General features: G+C 68.0%; 26 protein-coding genes and 5 pseudogenes. 17 read left to right on the forward strand and 14 right to left on the reverse strand.

Features of this window, described 5'->3' with window-relative positions; genetic code table 11:
• Nucleotides 1-110 precede the first annotated feature (110 nt).
• From ACQEXA_RS54890 to ACQEXA_RS54910, 5 genes are all read left to right on the forward strand, one after another.
• Nucleotides 111-965, forward strand: coding sequence for a hypothetical protein (locus tag ACQEXA_RS54890; protein WP_433133901.1), 855 nt, complete (start codon nt 111-113; stop codon nt 963-965).
• Between the two features lie 17 nt (nt 966-982).
• On the forward strand, nt 983-1174 hold the full coding sequence (locus ACQEXA_RS54895) for a hypothetical protein (protein ID WP_361005811.1): 192 nt from the start codon (nt 983-985) through the stop codon (nt 1172-1174).
• A 126-nt stretch (nt 1175-1300) separates the two neighbouring features.
• Entirely contained in the window at nt 1301-1705 is a 405-nt protein-coding gene (locus ACQEXA_RS54900) for a hypothetical protein (protein ID WP_432921075.1), read from the forward strand.
• 91 nt (nt 1706-1796) lie between these two features.
• Nucleotides 1797-2522: a hypothetical protein gene (locus ACQEXA_RS54905; protein WP_432921072.1), complete on the forward strand. Its 726-nt coding sequence runs from the start codon at nt 1797-1799 to the stop codon at nt 2520-2522.
• 29 nt (nt 2523-2551) lie between these two features.
• Nucleotides 2552-3001, forward strand: coding sequence for a hypothetical protein (locus tag ACQEXA_RS54910; RefSeq protein WP_433133902.1), 450 nt, complete (start codon nt 2552-2554; stop codon nt 2999-3001).
• 510 nt (nt 3002-3511) lie between these two features.
• Here ACQEXA_RS54910 and ACQEXA_RS54915 read toward each other — a convergent pair.
• The 3 genes from ACQEXA_RS54915 to ACQEXA_RS54925 form a co-directional block, all read right to left on the reverse strand.
• Nucleotides 3512-4021: a hypothetical protein gene (locus ACQEXA_RS54915; protein WP_432921066.1), complete on the reverse strand. Its 510-nt coding sequence runs from the start codon at nt 4019-4021 to the stop codon at nt 3512-3514.
• 43 nt (nt 4022-4064) lie between these two features.
• A complete protein-coding gene (locus tag ACQEXA_RS54920) occupies nt 4065-4532 on the reverse strand; it encodes a hypothetical protein (protein ID WP_433133905.1) in 468 nt (155 codons plus the stop codon).
• Between the two features lie 222 nt (nt 4533-4754).
• Nucleotides 4755-5354, reverse strand: coding sequence for a hypothetical protein (locus ACQEXA_RS54925; protein WP_361004122.1), 600 nt, complete (start codon nt 5352-5354; stop codon nt 4755-4757).
• Nucleotides 5355-5886: 532 nt separating this feature from the next.
• Here ACQEXA_RS54925 and ACQEXA_RS54930 point away from each other — a divergent pair.
• Complete coding sequence (locus ACQEXA_RS54930) at nt 5887-6078, forward strand: hypothetical protein (protein ID WP_432921060.1); 192 nt, start codon at nt 5887-5889, stop codon at nt 6076-6078.
• A 212-nt stretch (nt 6079-6290) separates the two neighbouring features.
• Nucleotides 6291-6896, forward strand: coding sequence for a hypothetical protein (locus ACQEXA_RS54935; RefSeq protein ID WP_433133907.1), 606 nt, complete (start codon nt 6291-6293; stop codon nt 6894-6896).
• A gap of 24 nt (nt 6897-6920) precedes the next feature.
• Here the strand turns inward: ACQEXA_RS54935 and ACQEXA_RS54940 are convergent.
• Nucleotides 6921-7031, reverse strand: a pseudogene (locus tag ACQEXA_RS54940) (IS5/IS1182 family transposase); the annotation flags it as partial.
• 101 nt (nt 7032-7132) lie between these two features.
• Here ACQEXA_RS54940 and ACQEXA_RS54945 point away from each other — a divergent pair.
• Both ACQEXA_RS54945 and ACQEXA_RS54950 read left to right on the forward strand, forming a co-directional pair.
• A pseudogene (locus ACQEXA_RS54945) lies at nt 7133-7513 on the forward strand (helix-turn-helix domain-containing protein); the annotation flags it as partial.
• A complete protein-coding gene (locus ACQEXA_RS54950; protein ID WP_432921848.1) occupies nt 7411-8184 on the forward strand; it encodes an IS630 family transposase in 774 nt (257 codons plus the stop codon). The pseudogene ACQEXA_RS54945 and the gene ACQEXA_RS54950, both read left to right, overlap by 103 nt.
• Here ACQEXA_RS54950 and ACQEXA_RS54955 read toward each other — a convergent pair.
• Nucleotides 8185-8922 (reverse strand): annotated as a pseudogene (locus tag ACQEXA_RS54955) (HARBI1 family protein); the annotation flags it as partial.
• Nucleotides 8923-9063: 141 nt separating this feature from the next.
• On the opposite strand from ACQEXA_RS54955, the gene ACQEXA_RS54960 reads away from it, so the two are divergent.
• Both ACQEXA_RS54960 and ACQEXA_RS54965 read left to right on the forward strand, forming a co-directional pair.
• Complete coding sequence (locus ACQEXA_RS54960) at nt 9064-9540, forward strand: hypothetical protein (protein ID WP_433133909.1); 477 nt, start codon at nt 9064-9066, stop codon at nt 9538-9540.
• A 338-nt stretch (nt 9541-9878) separates the two neighbouring features.
• On the forward strand, nt 9879-11099 hold the full coding sequence (locus tag ACQEXA_RS54965; protein WP_433133911.1) for an RNA-guided endonuclease InsQ/TnpB family protein: 1221 nt from the start codon (nt 9879-9881) through the stop codon (nt 11097-11099).
• Nucleotides 11100-11179: 80 nt separating this feature from the next.
• On the opposite strand, the gene ACQEXA_RS54970 is transcribed toward ACQEXA_RS54965, so the two are convergent.
• The 3 genes from ACQEXA_RS54970 to ACQEXA_RS54980 form a co-directional block, all read right to left on the reverse strand.
• Nucleotides 11180-11854, reverse strand: coding sequence for a DUF4097 family beta strand repeat-containing protein (locus ACQEXA_RS54970; RefSeq protein ID WP_432921044.1), 675 nt, complete (start codon nt 11852-11854; stop codon nt 11180-11182).
• A 450-nt stretch (nt 11855-12304) separates the two neighbouring features.
• Nucleotides 12305-12613 carry a transposase family protein gene (locus tag ACQEXA_RS54975; protein WP_432921042.1) on the reverse strand — a complete coding sequence of 103 codons (309 nt, stop codon included), beginning with the start codon at nt 12611-12613 and terminating at the stop codon, nt 12305-12307.
• Complete coding sequence (locus ACQEXA_RS54980) at nt 12610-12765, reverse strand: hypothetical protein (protein ID WP_433133913.1); 156 nt, start codon at nt 12763-12765, stop codon at nt 12610-12612. Before ACQEXA_RS54980 ends, ACQEXA_RS54975 begins: the two co-directional genes overlap by 4 nt.
• Before the next feature lie 179 nt (nt 12766-12944).
• On the opposite strand from ACQEXA_RS54980, the gene ACQEXA_RS54985 reads away from it, so the two are divergent.
• The 3 genes from ACQEXA_RS54985 (at nt 12945) to ACQEXA_RS54995 (ending at nt 14907) form a co-directional block, all read left to right on the forward strand.
• Nucleotides 12945-14165 carry an RNA-guided endonuclease InsQ/TnpB family protein gene (locus ACQEXA_RS54985; RefSeq protein WP_433133915.1) on the forward strand — a complete coding sequence of 407 codons (1221 nt, stop codon included), beginning with the start codon at nt 12945-12947 and terminating at the stop codon, nt 14163-14165.
• 128 nt (nt 14166-14293) lie between these two features.
• Nucleotides 14294-14530 (forward strand): hypothetical protein, encoded by a 237-nt coding sequence (locus ACQEXA_RS54990; RefSeq protein ID WP_433133917.1) that lies wholly within the window; start codon nt 14294-14296, stop codon nt 14528-14530.
• Nucleotides 14530-14907: a fic family toxin-antitoxin system, toxin component gene (locus tag ACQEXA_RS54995; RefSeq protein WP_432921031.1), complete on the forward strand. Its 378-nt coding sequence runs from the start codon at nt 14530-14532 to the stop codon at nt 14905-14907. Before ACQEXA_RS54990 ends, ACQEXA_RS54995 begins: the two co-directional genes overlap by 1 nt.
• A gap of 82 nt (nt 14908-14989) precedes the next feature.
• On the opposite strand, the pseudogene ACQEXA_RS55000 reads toward ACQEXA_RS54995, so the two are convergent.
• Nucleotides 14990-15949: pseudogene (locus ACQEXA_RS55000) on the reverse strand (IS630 family transposase); the annotation flags it as partial.
• On the opposite strand from ACQEXA_RS55000, the pseudogene ACQEXA_RS55005 reads away from it, so the two are divergent.
• Nucleotides 15936-16832, forward strand: a pseudogene (locus tag ACQEXA_RS55005) (hypothetical protein); the annotation flags it as partial. The pseudogenes ACQEXA_RS55000 and ACQEXA_RS55005 overlap by 14 nt on opposite strands.
• Nucleotides 16829-17263, forward strand: a complete 435-nt coding sequence (locus ACQEXA_RS55010; RefSeq protein WP_433133919.1) for a hypothetical protein — start codon at nt 16829-16831, stop codon at nt 17261-17263. The pseudogene ACQEXA_RS55005 and the gene ACQEXA_RS55010, both read left to right, overlap by 4 nt.
• 56 nt (nt 17264-17319) lie before the next feature.
• On the opposite strand, the gene ACQEXA_RS55015 is transcribed toward ACQEXA_RS55010, so the two are convergent.
• The 5 genes from ACQEXA_RS55015 to ACQEXA_RS55035 all read right to left on the reverse strand — a co-directional run bounded on the left by ACQEXA_RS55015 (nt 17320) and on the right by ACQEXA_RS55035 (nt 22592).
• The gene (locus tag ACQEXA_RS55015; RefSeq protein ID WP_361829642.1) at nt 17320-18105 is read right to left on the reverse strand and encodes an enoyl-CoA hydratase-related protein; all 786 of its coding nucleotides are present in this window, start codon (nt 18103-18105) and stop codon (nt 17320-17322) included.
• Complete coding sequence (locus ACQEXA_RS55020; protein WP_432921025.1) at nt 18102-19280, reverse strand: CaiB/BaiF CoA transferase family protein; 1179 nt, start codon at nt 19278-19280, stop codon at nt 18102-18104. The genes ACQEXA_RS55015 and ACQEXA_RS55020 overlap by 4 nt, the downstream gene beginning before the upstream one ends.
• A complete protein-coding gene (locus ACQEXA_RS55025; RefSeq protein WP_433133922.1) occupies nt 19277-20641 on the reverse strand; it encodes an FAD-dependent oxidoreductase in 1365 nt (454 codons plus the stop codon). The genes ACQEXA_RS55020 and ACQEXA_RS55025 overlap by 4 nt, the downstream gene beginning before the upstream one ends.
• The gene (locus ACQEXA_RS55030) at nt 20634-21866 is read right to left on the reverse strand and encodes an MFS transporter (protein ID WP_433133924.1); all 1233 of its coding nucleotides are present in this window, start codon (nt 21864-21866) and stop codon (nt 20634-20636) included. Before ACQEXA_RS55030 ends, ACQEXA_RS55025 begins: the two co-directional genes overlap by 8 nt.
• A gap of 168 nt (nt 21867-22034) precedes the next feature.
• Nucleotides 22035-22592 (reverse strand): helix-turn-helix domain-containing protein, encoded by a 558-nt coding sequence (locus ACQEXA_RS55035; RefSeq protein ID WP_359408036.1) that lies wholly within the window; start codon nt 22590-22592, stop codon nt 22035-22037.
• Between the two features lie 302 nt (nt 22593-22894).
• Between ACQEXA_RS55035 and ACQEXA_RS55040 the strand changes: the two genes are divergently transcribed.
• On the forward strand, nt 22895-24328 hold the full coding sequence (locus ACQEXA_RS55040; RefSeq protein WP_433133926.1) for an aldehyde dehydrogenase family protein: 1434 nt from the start codon (nt 22895-22897) through the stop codon (nt 24326-24328).
• Nucleotides 24329-24441 lie beyond the last annotated feature (113 nt).

The following is a 24441-nucleotide window of genomic DNA, read 5'->3' on the forward strand; positions in this document are numbered from 1 at the left end:
CAGTCGGCTCTCTCGAACCGGCGGCCTCTCCACCATGGCCGCTGTGCTGCTGACCTGCGCTCCTACGTCTACCTTGCACCTGAGGTCACAGATAGGAGCACGGGGCCTACGTGGAGGCGTGGGTCGTCGCGTCCAGCACCTGTAACAGCAACATTCGCTTCTTCTTCTCGACCTGGGACGCGTCCGGGGGGAACGTCTTCTGGCCGTCCATCGGCAACACCGCACCTTCCGCGGCGCAGACCTGGACCAAGATCAGCGGCCTGATCACGATCCCGGCCGGGAAGTACCTCGCCGCCTTCGGCGTCGGGACCAGCCAGACGACACCGACCACGGCGGCCGGCTACTGGTGCGTCACCAACGTCAAGATGCGCAAGGCCATCGACAACGCGCTGGTAGTCGCCGGGTCCATCACAGCCGACAAGCTGGACGCCAACGCCATCACCGGCAAGACGGTCCAGAGCTCGGCGAACGGGCACCGCATCGTCCTAAACCCCAGCGGAACCCTGATCTTCTACACCGGCTCGGCCCTCGAGTTTGCGCCCGACCGGGTCGAGCCGAACGGGTCTCAGACGTCGCTCGCCGTGCTCGGCCCGAAGACCGACGACATCATTGACTACGGCCTCACCCTGCGGCAGGTAGGCGCACAGACAACGGCCACGATCGACACCGACCTCACCACGGTCTCCGGTGACCTGAAGGTCCTCGGCAATATGACCCCGGGGAACATGGCGTGGGGCAACACCCTGATCACCCCCGTGCCCAATACCCCCACCAGCATCACCCTCACTGGTGTGCCGATCGCGTCTGCCGGGTCCTACACCGTGCTGGTCACCGCGAACAGCACCGTTCCCGGCACCGTCGTCATGGTCAGCGCGAGCAACATCAGCTCCGACGGCTTCACGCTCTGGATCAACCGGAAGGACAACGCCACCACGACCCTCATGTGGATGATGCTCGCCCGATAACCAAGGAGAAGACAGAGATGCCCGACGAAATAGAACCCACCCCCACCCCGTGCATCGTGGTCTGCCACACCGTGGGATGCGTCCTCGTAGAGCAGGCACGCACCATCAACCTGTTCCCCAACGCTGCCGAGCCCATCTACCGGGCGAGCTGCGGGTGTTGCGGTCAAGAGATCACCGACATCACCCCGGTCACGGTGCCTGCGCCCTGACCGCGGGTCAGGCCACGACGTAAGCGTGCCCGGTCGTGCAGCGTTCGGGTTTGCGGGGAGCCGCGGACCTCTCGGGGTCCCGGCTCCCGCGCACCCCGACCGATGACTGATGACCGAGGAGGCGCCATGGAGTGGCTCACCTCTCTGGCGCCTGTCCTCACCCCCCTCTTCGGTATGACCGGCGTGCTGGGCGGAGCGTGGCTGGTGTACCGGAAGGACACCCGCAAGGCCGAGACGGACGCGCACACAGCCGAGGGCCAGACGTACGTGACCGTCGTGCAGACCGTGACCGAGGGCTTCACCAGGCTGCTGGAGCAGCAGCGCGCGACCAACACCCAGACCCTCGAGCGGGTGACCACGCTCGAGAGCCGCGTCGAGCGGCTGGAAGAGGAACAGCGGCAGTCGCGGCGCTGGAAGGCCGCAGCCGTCGAGTACATCCACCGCCTGCGCGCCATGCTCACCAGGCTGCACGACGAGCCTGTACCGGCCCCGCCGCCGGAGCTCGCCGACGATCTCACCGAGACGCACTGAGCCAGGCCTCGGCCGGCCGGGACGCAAGCGGCCGCCCTGCGGCACAGTCCCGGCCGTCCCACCCCACCCCTCCACCCCAAGGGAAGGCCTCATGAGCAGCACACTCGATCTCATCGCCACCGGTTCCGCGGTCGGCTCTCTCCTCCCGCCCCTGACCGCCATCGTCCAGAAGCCGAAGTGGTCCGCCGGTATCAAGCGGGTCGTGGCTGTCGTCGCCGCGCTCGTGGGCGGCGTCGCCACCGTGGCGTCCGCCGGCGGACTGGCCCAGTTCCAGCACGGTCCGCTCCCCGCCCTCGCGGGTGTCGCGGCCGTTCTCGCCGCTTCGCAGACCACCTATGACCTGATCTGGAAGCCCAGCAAGATCGCCCCGGCCGTGGAGGACGTGACCAGCGGATCGGCGCGCACGACCGGAGAGTGCTCTGACCGTGCGCTCTGTGGAGATCGCGCGGGTATCATCCGCAGGAAGAGGTGGCCGCCGCCCACCGTCGCAGGCAGCGCCCCGCGGTTCCGGGCCCACTTCTGGTTGGGGCCGGGAGCGGCCGCGGGGAACGCGCCAAGCCCACTGCGCTCGAGAGGGCCCAGGGGTCGGGGACTGGTCGCTCCCGGGACGATCCGGCACACGGGGGGCGCGGTCGCCTCGTTCTTGCATCAGCCACTGTCGGCTCTGGCCGGCCGCGAGCGATTCCAGGAGGGCCAGCCCGCATGGCGGCACCGCAGCACAGTCCCGGGCCCGCCGGTGAGGAGCCACGACGCCCCCGCCGCGCTGACCCCGATCCGGCCGAAGTCGCCCGGCAGATCGAGCTGTACCGCTCGATGAGCACGCCGGAGTTCGCTGAGGCTGTCGCTGTGTTCGTCACTGCCGGGTCCAAGCCCGCCGCCTCGCGCGGCGAGGACTACGAGCTCCAGGCGTACGCGATCCGCTCCCCGGAGCTGGCGCGCAAGGCGCTGCGGGTCCTGCCCGACGTCGTGCGCGAGCCGGACCGGTATCAGTACGCCCCGGCCGAGGAGAGCCGCGCCGCCTACCTCAAGCGCGTGGGCACCTTCCGATCGCGGGCTGAGCGTGAAGAGCAGTTCTTGCACCTGGTGCTCGCCGGTGAGGCTGCGCGCCGCGGGTTCTTCCTCCCGGACGCGAACCCGCGGGCCCGGGCGCGGCGGCGGCTCGCCGACGAGTACCCGGTGCGGTACCTCGAGCTCCTCCGCGATGAGCAGGAGGCCGACAGGGTGCGGGCGGCCGCGCAGGCGCTCGAGCGCAAGAAGGCGAAGAGGGCCAGAGCGAAGCACCCCGGGCACAGCTGAAGGCGAACCCCCGCGCGGACGTGAGGGCGTACCCCCGAGCGGTGCGCCCTTCCTCGTGGGACGGCTTCAAGACGAACCCTCGAGCGGCAGGGTTCGCCTTGCGGCCGAGGGGTTCGCCTTGCTGGGGTTCGCCGTACGGGTTCGCCTTGGGAAGGCGCATGGGTTCGGGTTCGCCTTTGCCGCACACCTCGAGGGTTCGCCTCGTCCGCGCAGGTCAGACGGGGTGCACCCGAGGGTGCGGGAGGGGTTCGGCGGGTGTTCCCCGGGGGAACAGGCCCTGTGCTCCTATCTGCGACCTGAGGGGCCAACTGGTGCGGTTGGCGCAGGTCATCGGCGCAGTCGGCTCTCTCGAACCGGCGGCCTCTCCACCATGGCCGCTGTGCTGCTGACCTGCGCTCCTCCGTCTACCTTGCACCTGAGGTCACAGATAGGAGCACGGGGCCTCGATCCCCGTGGGTTCAAGGAAACCGAAGGTTCTTCAGCCTGAACCCACGGGTCCACCGGTCTGCTTCAGGTCGGTAGACCCGTGGGTTCGGTTGGAACACGAGGATGCTGTGCAAGCCGAAGAGCTTCGGCCGTGACATCGGCGTCGACCTGTGCCGGTGTTCTGTCGCCGTATTCGAGGACGTCGTAGTCGTCGTCCAGTTCGGCAAGTCGCTCGGCCAGAGGCAGCTTGTGCCCGAAGCACTGATGGATCCTGAAGGCCAGCTCGCGTGGCGTCAGCTCGCCGGCCAGCATCCGGGCGGCAAGTGCTCGTGCGGCGGCTTCCTGTCCGGCAACGCTGCCCACTGAGTAGAAGGTGAGACCCAGTTCGTCGAGTGCCGGGGGAAGGAGGTCGGGGACATCGTAATCCGCCTCCGCGCGTGTGCACGCGGCCAAGATCCGCAGGGCAGGACTGTCGAGGCCGGCAACGAGTGCATCACAGGCAGCAGTGACGACGTCGGTTGCGCGGATCTCGCCCATCCGCCAGAGGACGGCACGGTCCTGAAGCTCGCGGGCTGCTGGTTCGGTCGACGGCATCTGTCCATGATCTCGTCAGTGGGTTGAGCGGGTCGAGTGGGTTTCATTGCGATGCCTGCTCGGCAGCTTCTCGCAGAAGCGCGCGTGCTGAGTCCGCGTAGCGGATGGCGGTCTTCTCGTCGATGCCGAAAACGAGGGCGAGGGGGAGCGGGTCGGCGCCGTGGGTGAGCGCCTCTTCGAGCTGACGGTCGACGCGGAGCCGTTCGAGGGTGGCGGTGAGGTTGCGGGTGGCCCTGGTGGTCCAGAGCTTGCCGGCCGGGCCGAGTTCGACGGCGGTCTTCTGGGTGATCAGCAGGTGGGGGTTGGCCGTGTTCGGCCAGCGGTTGCGGCGGTGGTCGAGCCAGTCCAGGACCGCTCGGTGGGTGAGGTCGTCGAGCGGGCGGACGTGGCTGCCGACGGTGATGCGCCGGTTGCCCGAGCCCTGGCCAGCTTCCGCAACCTGGGCATCAGCACGTTCCGCCTCGCCGGACGAGCCAACATCGCCCACGCCCGCCGCGATCTCCTCAACCACAACGACGCCTTCGCCGTCTACGGCATCTGATCAACTACTACGAAGTCGGGCGTAACGGAACAACGCCGGGGCCGTGCTCCGCAACCTATGTGGGTCACGCAGGGCGGGGCGCCGGCCACCAGCGCCCCGTTCCGAGCCGATCGGCCCATGTTGCGTGCTGGAATCGGCCTGTGAGAGATCGCATCCGATCGGCTGGCGTACCTTCTCTGGGCTGCTGTCAGCTCAGATCGTCGGTGTGCTGTCGATGGTCTCCTCGTGCGGTTCGACGATGAACCTCCAGCCAGCGCTGGGCTCCATGAACCGCACTCGGGTGGGGTAGATGTCCAGGGCGCGGCGGTCGCGGGTCTGGCTGTTCGTGTTCTTCCGCCCGCGGGTCGGCTCTTCGAAGAGGTCGACCTTGACGTCCGGGACTGCGACGACTTCCTCGTTCCAGCGCTGAACGAGTCCCGCGCCGAACGCTTCTCTTGCGGCGGTGTAGAGCGACTCCAGAGATTCCTTGTTCCCGTTGGGCACGAAGAGGGCGAGATTCAGGAGGACGCCAGCACTCTGGAGAACCTCGATTTCTTCCCCTGCCTCGTCGGCAACCCAGATCCCCCGCTCTTCGGCATTGTCCGGAAGGATATGAATTTCCTTACCGAAGATCGTCCTTGCCGTGAAGGATCCTCCATCGAAATATTTACCCGGCTTCGTAAGGAAAGCCGGGGCATAGCAGTCGAGAGGAAGATCGTCCATCTCTGCCGAGACGAAGATATCCTCCTGGAGGCCCAATTCTGAAACCTCCTCGGTCGTAAGACGTCGAGCCATAACCTTTTCGGTGTTCACGCTATTTCCCCTTCTTCTTATGGCCACGGACAGTTCGGAGAGCCGCTGCTCGTGGCTCGGCCACGGCCCCACCAGTCGGTCTAGTGGTGACCCCGGGGCGAGTGGTGCAGGCGGCTGGGCGCGTCGCTTGAGGTAGCCGCCCCGGACAAGATCCCAGACACGGACCCCGGGCAGCAAATCTTCATAGGGAGAGGCGGAAGCGATAGCATCGCGTCCGGGCACCGTGGGCTTCCCGGCCCGCCCCTCTGTTCAGGGCGCCCGCCCGCGTTGACCTGTTGAGCTGTATCGGTTTTTCGGTATTTATTTTTCGACGTGGATGTGTGTTGTCAGTACGTGGAGTTTTGATAGCGGCCGGTCGGTCTGCGTGAGCGTAGCTGTTCAGCCACGGCAGCTGCACGGCCCCGGCGTAGTTGATCTTTGATGGGTTTTGGGTTGTTTGTCCGTGGAGTGAGGTGGCAAGTTGCAAGGCGAGCACGGCTTCTGATGATCTTTCAGGTTCCTACGCCAGAAGATCGTCTCAGGAGCCGCGCTCGTGTCCGCATCCTCTCTGATCAGCCCTGTCCTTGGCCGGCTCACCGACCTCGCGCTGTGGGAGGCCGAGCTCGCCGCCGACCCTGCGGCAGTGGAGTCTGCGTTGTTCAGCAGGCTGCGACAGGTCCCTGACCGGCGCGCGGAGCGAGGGCGGCGGCATCCTCTGCCCCGGGCCCGTACCTCCTGTTCGTGATCGGCGCGGACGGCGCCGGTGCGCCCGTTCCTTCCGTGGGCATTCCGGTGCTGCTCGGGCCCTAGGAACGGGCCGCTCAAGGCAGAGCTTGGGGAGGGGCAGAGATGGGGGCCAGGAAGGGGCGGCTGTGGACGGCCGTTCTCACCACGGGGGCACTGGTCCTCGCGTGCAATTCCGGGAAGCCAGCACCGGGGCCCTACCGTTGCGGCGATGTGACTCGGGGACACTGCTATGCGAAGACGATCCTGGGCGACCACATCCTGGGGTTCCAGACGCGTGTCCACGTCACCCCGACGATGGCCCCTGGAGACGGGTTGATCACCAACGAGTTCTGGCTCACGACCTACAGCGGTACGTCCAGCTGGATCGAAGTCGGCTACAAGCGGGACGCGTTGGGGAGCATCAGGTACTTCTGGGCCCAGAACGACAAGAACGGAAGGTACTCGGAGCACGACCTGCACGACATACCCACCGTTGAGTTGGACACCGCGGTCACCCTGACGAACACCAGCCACCACACCGACACCTCGTGGCGCCTGTTCTTCTTCGACAACGTCGCCCCAGAACTCGGCAAGCACACCAGCTCGTCGGGGGAGGAACTGCTCCCGATCCCCGCGCAGTTGGTGGACGAGCTCAACGAGGACATCGCGGGCCTGGCCAACGCCCTGACCGCGTGCGGGGTGAACGTCCTGCGTCCCGCGGCGCCGGGCAAGGACGTCGACCACGCGAAGTTCCTGGTCGAGGAGAAAGGAGCGCACTACATCGCCGTGCTCAAGGACAACCATCCGAGCCTGCACGCACTGAGCGTTTCCCGGTAAGCCCTCATGTCTGTGTGTGATCGTTCAGATGGTGCGGTCGTATTCGAGCTGGAGCAGGACGAGGGCCGCGGCGGCGATCTGGGTGATGCGGCTGGGATCGAGGCTGACCCGCCGCAGGGCCTTGAAAGTGGTCTTACTGATTTCGGCGTTTTGAGGTCAGGCTGGGGCTGGTCCTGTTGGCGTCCTCCGGATGCGGCGGTAGACCGGGAGGTATGAGGTACGCAGACGGTGGCGGGATGAACGCCAAAGAGCGTGCACGGCGTGAGGCAGTACGCCTGCGGGCGTCCGAGCTGTTCGCGGCCGGGGCCGGCGTCCCGGAGGTGGCCCGGCAGCTGCGGGTGTCGCCGAAGTCGGTCTACCAGTGGCGGCGGAACTGGGCCGCCAGCGGCCCGGCGGCCCTGGCCTCCACCGGGCCGGGCGGGCAGCGGTGCAAACTCGGCCCGGCCCTGCGCGGGAAGCTGGCCGCCATGCTGGAGCAGGGCCCGGCCGCGCACGGCTGGGATGAGGACCAGGTGTGGACCGGTGCCCGGGTGGCGACCCTGATCGGCCGGAAGTTCCACGTCTCTTACAGCGTCTCGGGGGCGACCCGGCTGATGCGCCGACTCGGCTTCACCCCGCAGAAGCCCGCCCGGCGGGCTGCCGAGCGCGACGAGGCAGCGGTGACCGCCTGGAAGGAAGGCGCCTGGCCGGAGGTAAAAGGACACAGGCGGCCACCGGCGGCTGGATCTGCTTCGAGGACGAGGCCGGTCAGCGTCAGCGGCCGCCCACCGGGCGCACCTGGGGCCGGCGGGGCCGCACCCCGGTGGTGACGGTGTCCGGCCGCCGGTCGGGCCGCATCTCCATCGCGGGCCTGATCGCACTGCGGCCCGGTTCCCGGACCCGACTGTGCTACCGGATCCGCGTCCATCACGGCCGCAGGGGCGAGCGGCGCAGCCTGTCGGAGACCGACTACATGCGGCTGGTCGATGGCGCCCACCAACTGCTGCGGGCGCCGATCGTGCTGGTCTGGGACCGGCTCAGCACCCATGTCTCGAAGGCGATGCAGCAACTGGTGGCCGCCCGCCCGTGGCTGACCGTCTTCTTCCTGCCCACGTACGCACCGGAGTTGAACCCGGTAGAGGGTGTGTGGTCGCAGTGCAAGCGCAGTCTGGCCAACCTCGCCGCCGGTACGGTCGACCGGCTGGAATCCCTGGTCCGCAATCGGCTCAAGAGCCTGCAGTACCGCCCCGCAACACTCAACGGCTTCATGACCGAGACCGGACTCCAACTCGACTCACCACCGCCCTGACCTCAAAACGCCGAAGTCAGTAAGCAGGGCATTCGCGCGTTCGCACATCCCGTGGATGCCTCGGATGACCTTGTTGAAGGTCTGCTGGGCTTCGGTGAGTTCACCGCCCGCGGGCTTCTTGACCGGGTGACGGAAGCCGTCTCCGGCGTTCTCGTAGCCGAGGTCGACCAGGGTCAGTGTGCCCAGTTGGTCGGCGAGCCGGTTCAGAGCATCGACGAGCCCGTGGTGGCGGGCGCAGGTAGTGTCGTGCTCGCGGCCGGGCCGCACCGGCGAGACCCAGATCGGCCAGCCGTCCGGGGCGGAGATGACCTGCACGTTGCCGCCGTGATGCTTGTGCTTGCCCGACCACCAGAGGTCTGCCCCGTTGGGCCCCGGGGCGGCGACGCGGTCGGTGCGGATGACCGTGCCGTCCAGATTGAGATGGGTCAGGCCGGCCGCCTTCGCCCGTTCCAGCGCGGTGGCCAGGTCCGGTGCCCCGGCCGCCAGGACCGTCAGTCCTTCGTGCAGGTATCGGTAGGCGGTGGACGTGGACAGGGCGTTGTCGCGGGCGAGTTGGGACAGACGGGTGCCGTCGATGAACCAGCTCAGGATCAGCACGGCCTGCTTGAAGCAGCCCAGGGCGCGGCGCCCGCGGCGGGTGCCGACCTCGGTTCGATGGCTTCGCAGGAGCCGGGCCAGGTGCTCGGCGGTGGAGCGCCGGACATCGAGCACGGCGGTGTATGTGACACTGGTCGGCACGTGAGGCCCCTCGGTCGGATCTTTCTGTCGCAAGATCGTTCCTACCAGGGGCCTTACGCCTGCCCGGAGTTGGGAGTGCACCACGAAACTCCCGGAGGCGATCACCCTCAGCGACCGTCGGTTACCGGGAAAGGCTCACTGGTGAAGGACCTACCGTGGAAGGAGGTTCCGCTACTGGACCGCACCCGGGCCACCGCCCACGGCCGTGACGAGATCCGCCGGCTCAAGGCCGCCACCCTGCCAGGACTGCCATTCCCGCACGCCGACCAGGCACTGCAGATCGTCCGCCGACGGCGCACCCTGCGCACCGGGAAGGTGTCGATCGAGCGCGTCTACGCGATCACGAGCCTGACAGTGCATCAGGCGAACGCTGTTGACCTGGCGGAACGCGTCCGCGGGCATTGGGCTATCGAGAATCGTGAGCACCACGTCAGGGATGTGACGTTCGCGGAGGACGCCTCGCGGGTGCGGACCGGCGGCGCGCCGCGGGCGATGGTCGCCCTGCGGAATCTGGCCATCGCCGCGCTCCGCCTGGCCGGGTGGGCCAACATTGCGGAGGGCCTGCGCCATCACGGGCGGGACATGACCCGGCCGCCGGCCGCCCTCGGACTCAACTGATCATTCCGCGCCGATCGCGAAAACGACAGAGCCCTGATGGCCACCCTGCCACCAGGGCTTCGTCGTTTTCGTGATCGGTCCACCACCGCAAGTAGCGCGAGGGCAGTGTCCACAGCGTCCGGGGGGAAGAGCGGGCAGTCGCCGCCTCCATCGCTTCACCGGGTTCCTCCGAGGATGCCCCGGCCTTCAGGCCGGGGAGGAATCGGACTCCTGCGGAGCAGGACAGGAAATAGGGGTTTCGCCTCCAGGGCGAAAGACCGTCCACCCGCGACGAGGTGAGCGAGCCCGTGGCGATCAAGAGGTCTCAACTGTCAGTCCTCCCGGGTAGGTTCGGATGCGTGACGACAGACGCGACCACGGAGGGGGCCGGGCATGCCCGGTACTCCTTCCGTGTGCGCCTGTCGGCTACCGCGCGGCGCGCACTTGAAGCGGAGTGGGACCGCTGCCGGTGGCTCTGGAATGAATGCGTGGCCAAGTCCAAGCAGGTCCACCGGCAGAGCAAGGAGTCCGGAGAGAAGCTGACGTGTGGTCCGGCGCAGCTGGACAGGATGCTGACCGAGGCCCGCGGGTTGACGCCGTGGCTGGCCGAGGGTGCCTCGGTGCCGCAGCAGCAGGTGATTCGGGACTTCGCCAAGTCGCGGGCGAAGGCGTTGAAGGACATCAAGGACGGGCTTCCGGTGCACCGCCGGGCCGGGATGCCCCGCTTCAAGCGCAAGCGGGACAGCCGCCCGAGCCTCAACTACACGAAGCGGGGTTTCCGCCTCAAGGACGGTCGTCTGCACCTTGCGGGCCAGATCGTGCTGAGCGTGGTGTGGTCGCGGGCTCTTCCGGCCGACCCGTCGAGTGTGCGCGTGTACCAGGACACGCTCGGGCACTGGTATGTGTCCTTCGTCGCCCCCGCGCGGACCGAACCGCTTGCCCTCACGGGGCGGGTGCTCGGGGTGGACTGGGGTGTGAAGGAGACCGCTACCACCACGGATGACGCCTACGATCTCCCGCATGCCGAGCACGGCAAGCGGGCCGCTCAGGGGCTCGCCCGCTACCAGCGGATGATGGCCCGGTGCCGGCGTCCGAAGGGCCGGCCCGCATCCGCGGGCTACCGGAAGGCGCAGGTACAGGCCGCGAAGCTGCACAAGAAGGTCGCGGGGCAGCGGGAGGACACCGGCCGCAAGTGGGCCAAGTCCGTGATGCGTGATCATGACGGGGTGGCGGTGGAGGACTTCCGCCCGAAGTTCCTCGCGAAAACCACGATGGCCCGCAAGGCGGCCGATGCCGCCATCGCCGCCACCAAACGCGCTCTGGTCGAGATGGGGCGCAAGCACGCACGGGACGTCCGCCTCGTGCACCCGGCGCACACCACGATGGACTGCGCGCAGTGCGGAGCGAGAACCAAGCACGCACTCCCTCTCTCAGAACGAACCTATGCCTGCACCGTGTGCGGAGCCGTCTCGCCCAGGGACAAGAACTCCGCCCGCGTGATGCTGGTCCGGGCAGGTTGGAACCCGGACGGTGCCGAGGGCGTAAGACCACCTGAGCCGCCGGCTCCGGTGGCGGCCTGAGCCGTGAATCCCCACGCAGCCCTGGAGGGTGGAGAATCCCCTCCCTTCAGGGAGGGGAGCCTTCAAATGGAAAAGCGATCTCACGCCGGCTCGACCGTAACGTTGCCAGTCCCGGTCTTCGCGGTGATGGCGTGCGGGCTGTCGTCAGCCCGATCGACACTGACATTGACCTTGCCTGTCCGAGCGCCGGCCTGGACCGCGTACCGCGTGCCGCGCGGGACGGCGATGTTGACACTGCCGGTCTGACTGGTGGCGTGGACGACGGACGGGGTGCGGCTGAATGTCGCCCGGACGCCGCCGGTTTGCGTGGTCAAGCGGGCCTGCTCGGCCGTGAGTTGCGTGCCGGTGATGGTTCCGGTGTCGGTGTTGGCCGTCACCGGGCCGCCTATGCCGGTGAGCGACACGGCACCGGTGTCCTCGGTAACGTAGACCATCGTACCGGTCGGGACTCGTACGTCGTAGTCGACGCCGCAGTCAAGACAGTTGTAGGTCAGGGTCAGAGTACCGTCGGCAGCGGTGTGTGTGGTGTGCGGTGGGGCGCTCTTGTAGTCTTGCCTCTCGGTGACGCTGACCGTCGAACCACCGCCGGTCACTTGTACGTCCCCTGTGTGGCCCTCAATGACCAGCTTGTGCACCGGTGCACTCACGCCGTAGCTGACCTCGCGGTGCTGGTTAGGGGCCAGCGCGGAGCATGCGGACAGCAGCACGACAGCGGTCGTGGCGGCGGTGGCCGTGCCGAGCAGTCGGATTGCCAAACGGTGGATCATTACTTTCCCCTCAACGGTTCTCGCTGGTCCCAGCGTGCCATCCGTCGAACCCGCCGAGATCCCTCGTACGAGCGGTTTGCCTGTCCGTCGCAAGAGTGACGTGCGAAAGCGGCCAAGCCGTTCGCCTCCGGGAAGCGCAAGGTCAAAGCGGTCGGCTACTGAGGTTTTCGGCTCGGGGTGCCGTCACCACGCCCTACTCCGTGCGCAGCGCCGCAGCGGTGTGGGACCTGGCGGCCCAGCCCGCTGGGACGAGTGTGCCTGCCTTGGCCATCAGCCAGCCGCCGTGGTCCAGCGCTGCCAGCATCCACGGGTGATAGACCGACAGGCCACGTCGCTGCCGGCGGGACGGACGGTGCGCAGCGCCCTGCGGACCGCCCTCTGCAGGGGCTCGGCCCATCCGGCTGCCTCGGCTACGGAGCGCACCATGACGAGGTCAGGTCAGTCGTCCGCCGGGTCCGCCTCTTCCGGATCGGGGCGGACGTCGAACACGTGGGCCGGGGCGTCGGCAATCCACTCGCCGACCGCCAGAAGCGAGGTCGCCCCGGCCAGAACCGCGCACGCGATCAGTGCGAGCACCACGGCCAGGGCGTGGCGCACACCGCGCGAATCACGCGGGTCCGGCACTTCCGCGAGCTGTTCCAGCAGGCCCGGGATCTCCTCAGGCCGGGGCGCGGGCTTCCGGCGAAGCTGGTCAAGAGCAGGCGGGATCGGCGATGATGCGTCGGCACGGTCTTCCACTCGGATCACGGGGCGTCGAGAACTCCATGATCTTGGAATCCGTGCCTGTCATGTTCCCAGGACATATCTGATAGATCGCCATGAACCGGACGTCCGGCGACTATGCCGAGGCCCTGCCCCTGGAGCTCGTCGAGGATCGTCACGATGTCGTAGATCTTCACCGGCTTTCTCCGAGGATGCCCCGGCCTTCAGGCCGGGGAGGAATCGGACTCCTGCGGAGCAGGGCAGGGACAGCCGGATCGCCGTCAGGGCGATCCGGCGTCCACCCCGCACGGCCGTGATGCCGCCCACAACGGTCAAGAACTCTCAACTGTCAGTCCTCCCAGGTAGGTTCGGATGCATGACGACAGAAGCGACCACGAAGGACACCGGGCATGCCCGGTACACCTTCCGTGTACGCCTGTCGAAGACAGCCCGGCGCGCACTCGAAGCCGAGTGGGATCGCTGCCGCTGGATCTGGAACGAATGCGTGGCCAAGTCCCGGCAGGCCCACGCGCAGAGCAGAGCGGGCGGCGAGAAGCTGACGTGTGGTCCGGCGCAGCTGGACAGGATGCTGACCGACGCCCGCGGGGTGACAGCGTGGCTGGCTGAGGGCGCGAGCGTGCCGCAGCAGCAGGTGATCCGGGACTTCGCCAGGTCGAGGGCGAAGGCGCTGAAGGACATCAAGGACGGGCTTGCGCAGCACCGCCGGGCGGGGATGCCCCGCTTCAAGCGCAAGCGTGACAGCCGACCGTCGCTGAACTACACCCGGCGCGGTTTCCGCCTCAAGGAGGGCCGTCTGCACCTTGCGGGCCAGATCGTGCTGAGCGTGGTGTGGTCGCGGGCTCTTCCGGCCGACCCGTCGAGTGTGCGCGTGTACCAGGACACGCTCGGGCACTGGTACGCCTCCTTCGTCGCCCCGGCCCAGGTCGAGCCGCTTGTGGAGACCGGCCACGTCCTGGGCGTGGACTGGGGTGTGAAGGAGACCGCGACCACCACGGATGACGCCTACGACCTTCCGCATGCCGAACACGGCAAGCGGTCCGCTCAGCGGCTCGCGAAGTACCAGCGGATGATGGCCCGGCGCCGGCGACCGAAAGGACAGCGTGCATCCACCGGCTACCGGAAGGCGCAGGCACAGGCAGCGAAGCTGCACAGGAAGATCGCGCGGCAGCGGGAGGACACCGGCCGCAAGTGGGCCAAGGCCGTCATGCGCGATCATGACGGAGTGGCGGTGGAGGACTTCCGCCCGAAGTTCCTCGCGAAGACCACCATGGCCCGCAAGGCGGCCGACGCGGCCATCGCGGCGACGAAGCGTGCCCTGATCGAGATGGGCCGCAAGCACGCACGGGACGTCCGTCTCGTGCACCCGGCGCACACCACGATGGACTGCGCAACGTGCGGGGCGAGAACCAAGCACGCACTCCCTCTCTCGATGAGAACGTATGCCTGCACCGTGTGCGGAGCCGTGTCCCCCAGGGACAAGAACTCCGCCCGCGTGATGCTGGTCCGGGCAGGTTGGAACCCGGACGGTGTCGAGGGCGTAAGACCACCTGGTCCGCTGGACCAAGAGGCGGCCTGAGCCGTACATCCCCGCTCAACCCTGGAGGGTGGAGAATCCCCTCCCTTCAGGGAGGGGAGCCTTCAAAGCCCCGCATCCGGCATCCGCTGCGCGCCCCGCGATGTGGTAACAGGTGTTACCATCGGGGGATGGCGAAGACACAGCTGGGCGCACGCGTCGATGACGACATCGCGGAGCTCGCCAGAGCCCGCGCCAAGGATCGCGGCCTGAGCGTGGGTGACTACATCGCCGCCCTCGTGAAGGAGGACGCCGGCGGACTGCGGCGTGGCCTGGACGCCGCGCGACGCTTCCTCGACGATCATCAGGCCGTCTTCGACGAGGCGGAAGGTGCCGACCGTCACGCTCCGGGAGCGCACGCCGCGTAATGGACCTGTTCATCGACGTCCCCTGGATCCTGCAGGTCGCCGAGCTCGCGGGCGCCGGGGACCCGGCCCCAGACGACTATGGGGTGCCCGTGGCCGCGGTCGCCTGCCACCGGGCGGAGCTGCTCGAGCAGCCCCTCTACGACGGCCCCTACGCTCGCGCCGCCGCCCTGGTGCACATCCTCGGCCGCTGCCGCTGGCTGGAGCGCTCCAACCTCGCCGTGGCCGCAGCGACCGGTGTGATGTACCTGGAGGCCTCCAACATCCCGGTCAAGCCCACCCGGGAGGACGCCATAGCCCTGCGTGACCTGCTTCGGGATCCCGGCTGTACCGCCGCGCGGATTGCCGCCCTGCTGCGCACCTGGCCGCAGGCCACCTGAACCGAGAGCCACTTCGGCGTCTCAGGAGTAGCCGGTCGGTGCTGTTGCGCGCCGCTACTGACCTTTTCGGTTCGGGGTGACGTCATGGCGGGGCCGGGATGACTCCGGTCTCGGCGATGAATCCGTCGAGTAGAGCGGGCTGGTACTGCATCCGTTTCAGGCGGGAGCGGGCCAGTGCGGCAAGCTCGTCGAGGCTGCACGGGGCCAGGTTGCCCAGGCTGTTCTTCAGATGTGCCCACACGCCCTCGGCCGGGTTGAGGTCGGGCGTGTAGGCGGGGAAACGGAAGACGGTCAGCCAGCTCCGGGCCTCGATCAGCTCACGCATCGCGGCGTCGACGTGATGGGTGTAGTTGTCCCACACCAGCACGACGGGCCCGCCAAGCTGCTGGTGAGCCGCGTCCAGCAACGCGGCGAAGTCCTTCTCCCGAAAACCCCTTCCGTTCGCCCTTGCGGCCGTGGTGCACCAGCATCCGGAAGATGAGCCGGGTTGGCCGCCCCTCCCTGCGGCACACCACACCTGCCAGTGAGATACGTCCCGAGCCCCCGCCCCGGACGGTGACCCGGGGCGTGTGCCCGCGCCGGGACCAGGTCCGTGCTTTCGGCGGCCGCAGCACCTGGCCCGACTCGTCCGCGAAGCACAGCCACGCGTCCTGGTCCCTCACCGTCTTTCCACGCGCGGCCAGGTCTCCCTGATCCAGGTCGCCACCGCATCCTCGTCACGCTCGGCGGCCCGGCGCTGCGGGACCTGCACCGTCCAACCCATCTGGTGCAGGATGCGCCAGGTCTGCGCCGCACTGAAGCGGACATGGAAGCGCCGCGTGATCATCGTGGCCACCCGGGCCAGCGTCCACCGCTGGTCCTCCACCCACCCGTGCGCGGCCGGGCCCTTCTCCAACTCGACGGCCAGCCAGGCCCGCCAGTTGGGCGTCATCCGCGACGGCCGCCCCGACGCCCCCTTGGACCGCAGCGCCTCCACGCCGGCCTCCCGCCACCGGGCATGCCAGGCATAAGCGGACTTCCGGGAGACCCGTAATCGCCGCGAGGGCGTCGACGCGGTCACCACGGGGCTCAAGCAGCTGGAGCGGCACGGATTCCTCTACCGCACCCGTGAGCGGAACTCCAACGGCACGCTCGGCCAGGCGCTGTACTTCATCACCGATCTGCCCGCCCTGCAAAACCCCAGGTCGCAACCAGAGTCGGGTTTTCCAAGATTGGCTGAGCCTACGTTGGCTGATCCCGGTACTAAGAACACCAACGATCAGAAGACCAACAGGCAGAGCACCAGACCCCTCCGTCCGTGCCGCGGCGAAGCGACACGAGCACCTGGACGGACGGACCGGCCAGACATGCCAACATCCCCGCCAGCCCCGCCTGCGGCGGATGACATGCACCTGGGGATCCGGCTGCTGCTCGACCTCGGGGCGGCCCGCCCCGAGCTGCTGCTGACCGGGCAGGCGCTGACCGACCAGGGCCGCGTCGTGACCGTGATGCTCGAGGCCGGCTGGAGAGCTGAGCAACTGAGGCACGTCATCGCCGCCCGGCCCCTGCCCCACCCGGTGCGGACCACGGTCGGCGCGATCATCGCCGCCCGCCTGCGCGCCGCTCAGGCCTACCCGCCGCCCGCTATCGCGGCCGCTCACCTCGACCAGCCCGCGCGGGACGACCCGCGGCCGCAGCTCATGACCGGCTCCGCCGCCGCCCGCACGGTGAGCGAGGCCCTGACCTACCGCGCCCTCGTCGAATGCGCCGGCTGCGGCGTGCCCGGAACCGCCCCGGGCGAGGACCTCTGCCCGGCCTGCCTCGACTGGCCACTGTGCCGCACCTGCCCCGGCCCAACCCTCCGGCACGCCCACCCCGAGGGCGACGGCCGCTGCACCAGCTGCACTTCCGCCTTCACCGATCACCTGGAGGGAAGTACCTCGTGACGAACCCGCCCCACACCCCACCGCCCACCGCGCACCACGAGCGACCCTTCATCGGCCACCCGGGCCGATGGGAGAGGGAACGTGCCCGCGCCGCATGGACCGGCCACGTCCGTGACCACTCCTGCTCGGCCGCCTGCGAGCCCGTGCTCGTCCACGAACGCACCCCCTGGGGGGTGGCTCGCCTGGACCGTCCCCGGCGACGGCAGCCCGCCCGAGGTCCCCACCAGGTCGGGGCGCTCACGCCGGCCGCGACCCGCATGCAAGGCCTGGCCCTTCGCTGGCTGACCCGGCGCCCCGCACAGCGCATCGTTTTGGGCAGCATCCCCGCATCCCTGCGGTTATCCGTCGCTGCCGTCGCCCTCATCAGCCTGCTCACGGGACTGTTTGCCGCTGGCCACGGGATCCCCCTCGACGTCCCGGTCCAGGCGTAGGTTGTCGTGGAACGGGTGTCGCGATCATGCCCAGGCGCCCTCGTCGGGCGTCGTCGTCAGCGTCCCGTCCACACCGGGGCGCGCTTGTTCTGGAAGGCCAGCACTCCCTCTTTGCTGTCCTCGCTGTCGAGGGCAGCCATCACGGCGGGCAGGCGCGCGTCGCGTGCCTCGCGGGCGCTGAGCTGAGCGGTTCGGGTGGCCAGTTGCTTGATCGCCCGAACCGACGACGGCGAGCAGGCCAGCACGTCGTCCACCCAGCGCTGCACTGCGTTGTCGAGTTCTACCGCGGGGACGACCTCGTTGACCAGGCCGAGGCGGTGCAACTCGCTCGCGGGCACTCGCTTGCCGGTCAGCAGCAGGCCCATGGCCGCGTTGTGCGGGATTTTGCGCTGCAGCAGCACCATGCCGCCGTCGAGCGGCAGTCGGCCGACCCGCGGCTCGGTCAGTCCGAATTTGGCGGTATCTGCGGCGATGACGATGTCACAGCCCAGGACCATCTCCATCCCACCGCCGACGGCGTAGCCGTTGACCCTCGCGATGATCGGCACGTCCAGGGTCGTGCGCAGGCTCAGCCCGCCGAAGCCGTTCGGATCGAGCTGCGACCAGTACTCGAGGCCGGTCTTGTCGATCGCTTTTTGGGACATGTCCGCGCCGACGCAGAACGCGCGGTCGCCGGCTCCGGTGAGCACCACGCACCGTACCTCGGACGAGGCCTCGATCGTCGCCCAGATCTGGTTGAGGCGGTCGGTGGTTGGTCCGTCGACGGCGTTGAGTACCGCTGGCCGGTCGATCGTCACGTAGGCGACGAAGTCTTTGATTTCGAGGCGGACTTCATCGGTCATGACACGATTCCGTTCTCGCGCAGCCGCGCGATCCGTACCTCGTCGTATCCGTGCTCGGCCAGCAGTTCGGCGGTGTTCTCACCGAGCTGCGGCGCGCGGCGGTCCACCGTGGCCGGGGTCGCGGACAGGCTGATGGGGGAGTTGAGCACCTGCACGACGCCTTCGCCGGGGTGTTCCATTTTGACGATCATGTTGTTGACCGCGGTCTGCTCGTCCGCCAATGCATCGGCCATGGTCAGCACCGGAGCGCACAGCAGGTCCTGTTCCTCGAGCCTATGCACCCAGTGGGCGGTGGTGTTCGTGGCGAACCTGTCGCGGAAGAGTTCCTGCAGCTCCGCCTTGGCTGCCATGTGCCCCGGTGGATCCTGCAGGTCCGCTCGCTGCCACAGGGTGTCGGGGAGGTCCAGCGCGGCACAGATGTCGCGCAGGGGCTCCTGCTTGAAGGCGCCGACCATGCACACCGCGCCGTCGGTGGTCGCGAAGACCCCGGACAGTGGCATGGCCGCCCAGTTGATCTCCGTTCCGCGGTTGAGGTGGGTTGCTGCCTCCTGCATTTGCATGTGGAGCATGGAGTCGAACATGCGGACGTCGACGCGCTGGCCTTCGCCGGTCCGTTCGCGCGCGAGTAGGGCCAGCAGGATTCCTTGGAGGAGATGCATTCCGGTGGTGTAGTCGCACAACGTTGTCGGGTAGATGCTCAGCGGGATGTCCTCGCTCTGGCGGCGCCACATCACCCCCGAAAGGGCCTGCAGCAGCACGTCCTGCCCGCCCTTGTGGGCGTAGGGGCCGCTTTCGCCGAAGCCTGTTCCGGACGCCCAGATCAGGCGCGGGTTGATCGCCTTCATCGCCTCGTACCCGAACCCGATGCGGTCCATCACCCCGGCCCGGAAGTTGCTGACCACCACGTCGGCGTCACGGATCAGGTCGAGGACGACCTGTTTGCCTTCCTCGCCGCGGGTGTCGATGCTGATGCTGCGTTTGTTCCGGTTGATGGAGTAGAAGATGGGGTTATCCAAGCCGGACGGGTCCACGATGGACGACCTGGAGAGGTCGCCGACCTTCGGGCGCTCGATCTTGATGACGTCCGCGCCGTAGTCGCCGAGCAGCTGCGTGGCTGAGGGGCCCATGAACACCTGGGTGAAGTCGACGACCGTGATGCCTTCGAGTGCTTTCATACGTCCGTTCCTTCGGTCGATGCGGTGGTGACCGTCGCGTTCGCGCTCGGTTGGTCGCCCGGGTCCGCCCCGAACTTGCGCATCACTGCCTGGATGTCGGGTGGGGGAACCTCCCGCACCGTGCAGCCACGATCGGCCGCCAAGGCCGCCGCCACGCCTGCGGCCTGGCCCATCGCCATGCACGGCGGAATCTCCCGGGACATCTTCTGCGCCTGTGGGGTCGCGGAATAGTGCCGTCCGGCCACCAGCAACTGATCGACCTCCTTCGGCAGTAGGGCACGGTAGGGCGTGTAGTAGTCCCGTCCGCGTGCCACCGAGTCGGCAAAGTGCCTTCGCGAGTGGACATCCTCGGCGGTGACTACGTACTCACCTTGGAGCAGTCGGGTCTGCCGCACGCCCATCTGTTCCGCTACATCCACGATGTAGGCGTTCTCGAAGCCTGGCAGTGTGTGCCGGCAGAGGGCGACGGCTTCCGCGATACGGTCCCGTGCCGCGAACTCGGCCGAGGTCATCGACGTCGGGTCCGTGCCGTCGTAACCGGTCATGTGCGGTGCGTTGCACCACACCACGCCAGGGACCGGGGTCTTGAGCCACCACAGCTCCCAGGCCCCGCCCAGTACCCGCTTGATCTTTTTATTGATCAGGCGGGCCGCCTTCGGATCGGCCTGTTCGAACCGCTCGGCCTGCGCCGTGTCGACCCCGCCGAGGCGGAAGACGAGCGTGGTCAGATAGGAATCCTTGACGTAGGAGGCACCCGCACGGGACGCCACGTCAATGTCGCCGGTGGTGTCGATGACGACGTCGCCCAGGATCGCCTGCGGACCTTCCTTCGTTTCCGCGATCACTCCGCGCATCGTCCCGTCGTCGACGATCGGCCGCGAGAACCAGCTGTGCAGCCGTAGATTCACGCCTGCTTCGCGCACCAGATCGTTGGACACCCTCTTCCATGCGTCGGGGTCGAACGCGACCGCGTAGCAGATGGGTTTCGGGGTCTGCGACTGGTGGAAGTCGAAGACGCCGTAGCGGCCCCACTTGTTCCACATCTCCGTCGAGGCGTAACGGTCTTCCTCGGGCGGTACGACAGCCAGCTCCATCTTGGTCATGCGCTCGACGTACTCCGCCACGATTCCGGTGACGGTGATCTCCTGGCCGTTGATCATGTCGTCCAGCACGAGCACCATGCCGCCCGAGGCCAGGCCGCCGAGCGCCGGATAGCGCTCCAGCAGGGTGACGGAAGCTCCGCTGCGGGCTGCGGTCACGGCGGCGGACACGCCGGCCGGGCCACCACCGACGACGACGACGTCGGACTGGGCCACGACCTCGCAGTCGAGTGAGCCGGGCGCAACTCGAAGATCACTCACCGAGGGACACTCCTTCAGTTTTCTTCGCCCACACATACAAGGCGATGCTCAGGGCCGCGAGAACGGCCATGTAGAGGGGGAACAGTCCGCTCAATCCGTTGCTGGAGAGCCAGACCACGAGATAGGAAGCGGTGCCACCGAACGCGGCGACCCCGACCCCGTAACCAAGTCCGCAGCCCGCGGCCCGGACTCCCTTGGGCATCAACGAGGTGCTCACCAGAACGTAGAGGGTCATGTTGATCACCAGTACCGGCGCGCCCACCAGAAGCACGACAGTGAACGTGGCGATGCTCTTGTGCACGTAGAGCAGGATCAGGAAGACCGCGGGGATCATCAGGAACCGTCCGTAGAGGAACACCCGGGACAGGGCCCATCGGTCCGCGAGCCGTCCGACGACGAGCGAGCCGCCCATCATGATCAGCGCCAGCACGGTGGTGATGCCGAAGACGACCGTCGGGTCCTCGTGGAATCTGGCGCGCGCAAGGGTCGGCAGGCCCACGTTCCACCCGTAGTTGAACGCCTGCGCAGCGCCGACCACGAAGATGATCGCCAACAGGCTCCGCCACCGGCGGAATACCGAGCCCCAGACCCTCGAGGTGGAGCCGACGTATTCGGGGTCGTCCTCGTGCAGGGTCTCCGGGAGGGAACGGCGCAGCCACAGTACGACGAGGCCCATCACGGCGCCGACCCAGAACGGGATGCGCCAACCCCAGTCACCCATCAGCGCATCGCCCAGCGTGAGCCCCAACACATAGTTGATCAGCGAGGCGAGCAAAATGCCGAAGTTGACGAAGAAGCTGATGACACCGGCGGCCGTGCCCGACCGGCCTTTCGGCATGACCTCCGCACCGTACGCCGTGGACAGCGGTGCTTCGACGCCGGTGGAAATCCCTTGCAGCAGGCGGCAGACGAGCAGGATCAGCGGTGCCGCCACACCTATGGTGCCGGCGTCGGGTATCACCCCGATGACCAAAGTCGTCAGTGCCATCATCGCCACTGACAGAAGCATCACCCTGCGGCGGCCTATGCGGTCGGCGACACCACCGAGCACAATTCCGCCGATAGGCCGCATCGCGAAGCCGACGGCGAAGATCGACAAGGTGCTCAGTGTCGCGTCGACAGAGCTCTCGTTGCGGAAGAAGTGCGGGCCGATGGTGACCGCCAGCAGGCCGAAGATCTGCCAGTCGTACCACTCGAGGGTGTTGCCGAGACCCAGGCCGAGCATCGCGCGGCGCGTCGCTGGGGGACGATCCTTAGATTCTCTGGCGGACGTTTCGTTGGTGAAATCGGCGGCGCCGAGCGCCCTTTCGGGAGATATGGACATGGCTCGCCTTCCGGACGGCCGCCGCGAGTGCGGACCGTCGGGCATAGGGGACGGGGAGCGCCGCTCTGACTACCAAGTCGGCGGCGTGGAAACCCAGATGCAGTTCGCCGGCTCGTCGCCGGCGTTGACGTACCAGTGCGGAATCGTTGAGGAATAGCGGATGGAATCGCCCGCTTCGAGATGGTGACGCACGCCGTCGACGAACACGTCGAGACTGCCCGAGAGGACGATCCCGAACTCTTCTCCGTTGTGGGTAAACGGCGTCTTACTGGTGTCGTGGCCCGGTTGCGAAGTCACCCAGGTCGCTTCGAGGGCGCCGGACAGGTCGGGCGTGAGCAGTTCGTAGGTGGCCGCGGCGGTCGCCAGGCCGTGCCCGCCCACCCGACGGCGTTCCGTCTTGCGGACGATGGGCGACTTGTTGTCCTCGATGCGCAGCAGGAGCCGGCCCACGGGAACGTCCAGGGCGTGCGCCAGCTGAACCAGGGTGGCGAAAGCAGGGTTGCCGATTCCGCGCTCGAGCTGGCTGATCACACCCACCGAAAGACCGCTGGCTTCAGCAAGCTGCTCCAGTGTCAGCGTGCGTTCCCGGCGTATGGACCGCACCGTCTCACCGATGGCAGCAACCATGGGGGCGATCGTTGGACCGTCGCTCGACCGAGGCTTCGCTGCTTCACTCATGGACACAACCTAGTGAGGATTTTCATTCTGTCAACGGTTTGTTGCGACGTTGCTGGGGAGCCTGTCCCGTGAGCAACCCGTCCTTGGTCAGACGCGGACGCCACCGCGGGCGAGCTTGAATCCATGCTTTCGGCGGCGCAGGAGGCCGCCTTTGCACTGCGTGACTCCGTTGCCTTGACGCATGGGCACAACGTAGTGAAGATTTTCATTCTGTCAACGGTTTGTTGCGACGTCGCTAGGGAGCCTGTCCCGTGAACAACCCGTCCTTGGCCAGCGCGGATACCACCGCGGGCGAGCTTGAATCCATACTTTCGGCGGCGCAGGAGGCCGCCTCCGCACTGCGTGACTCCACCGGCAGCGAGCGGGCGTCGTGGTTGCGTGCAGTCGGTGCGGCGATCGATGAGGAAAGGGCGGAACTGCTCGACCTGGCGGCGGCGGAATCCCACCTCGATCGGACCGCGCTGGACGGCGAGGTGAACCGCACGGTGTTCCAGTTGGAGCACTTGGCGCAGGCGGCCGAGTCCGGCGAGCTGCTCCGGATCCTGGCCGAACCCGCCGATGCGGACTACCCCGTCGCGGCCCGTCCCGATCTCGTCCAGTCGATGATGCCGCTCGGCCCCGTGCTGGTCTTCACCGCCAGCAACTTCCCCTTCGCGTTCAGTGTGGCCGGCAACGACTTCGCCTCCGCCCTGGCCGCGGGCTGCCCGGTGGTGGTGAAAGCCAACCCGGGGCACCCCGCACTCAGCGCCCTGACGGCGGAGATCGTCGCCACCGCCCTGGCGAAGGCCGGCGCCCCGAAGGGCACCTTCGCTCACATCCAGGGAGTGGAGCCGGGAGTGGCCGCGCTGCGCGACACCCGGATCAAGGCGTGCGGGTTCACCGGCTCGCTCGCCGGCGGCCGTGCGCTGTTCGACATCGCGGTGGGCCGTCCGGACCCGATCCCGTTCTACGGTGAACTCGGTTCCCTCAACCCGGTGTTCGTCACCCCCGCGGCCGCCGCCGCACGGGCCGAGGAGATCGCCGCCCAATTCGCCGCCAGCGTCTCCTTCCGCGGTGGACAACTGTGCACCAAGCCGGGCGTGCTGATCGCACCGGAGAACTCCGGAATCCTCGACGCCGCCGCCACCGCCCTCGCCGGTCTCGAACCGGCGACACTCCTGACCGACCGCATCACCGGCGCCTACACCGAAGGCACCACGTCCCTGTCCGGCCTGCCAGGCGCACGTGTGGTGGCCGGCTCGGGGGGCACCTCGCCCACACTCGTCTCGATACCCCCCGCGAGTGTGCTCGCCGGCGGGGGTGGCGGCATCGAGGAGTGCTTCGGGCCGGCGGCCGTCGTGATCGAGTACCGGGACACGGCCGAGATCGGCGCGATCGCCCGCTCGCTCGGCCCGAGCCTCACCGCGACGATTCACGGTGAGCCGGCCGACACCGTCGCCGCGTCCCTCGTCGACCAGCTCAGCTCCCTGGCCGGCCGGGTCATCTGGAACGGCTGGCCGACCGGAGTGAGCGTGACCCGCGCCCTGCACCACGGCGGCCCCTTCCCCGCCACGACCTCGCCGACCTACGGCTCGATCGGCGCGGGTTCGGCCCAGCGCTGGCTGCGCCCGGTCACGTACCAGAACTGGCCCGTGGAGCTGCTGCCCCGGGAGGTTCGAGCACGGCTCCTTCCGGCCGCGCAGTGAGGAAGGCAGCGATCCGTGCACGTGGCCAGGACCGCCACCGCCGTGACGCAGCCGGCGGCCGACGACCCGCGCGGGCGGATCACCGGCCCGAACCACACCGACAAGACGCATTC

Source organism: Streptomyces sp. CA-106110, from assembly GCF_050936285.1.
In the GTDB taxonomy this organism is placed as follows: Bacteria; Actinomycetota; Actinomycetes; order Streptomycetales; family Streptomycetaceae; genus Streptomyces.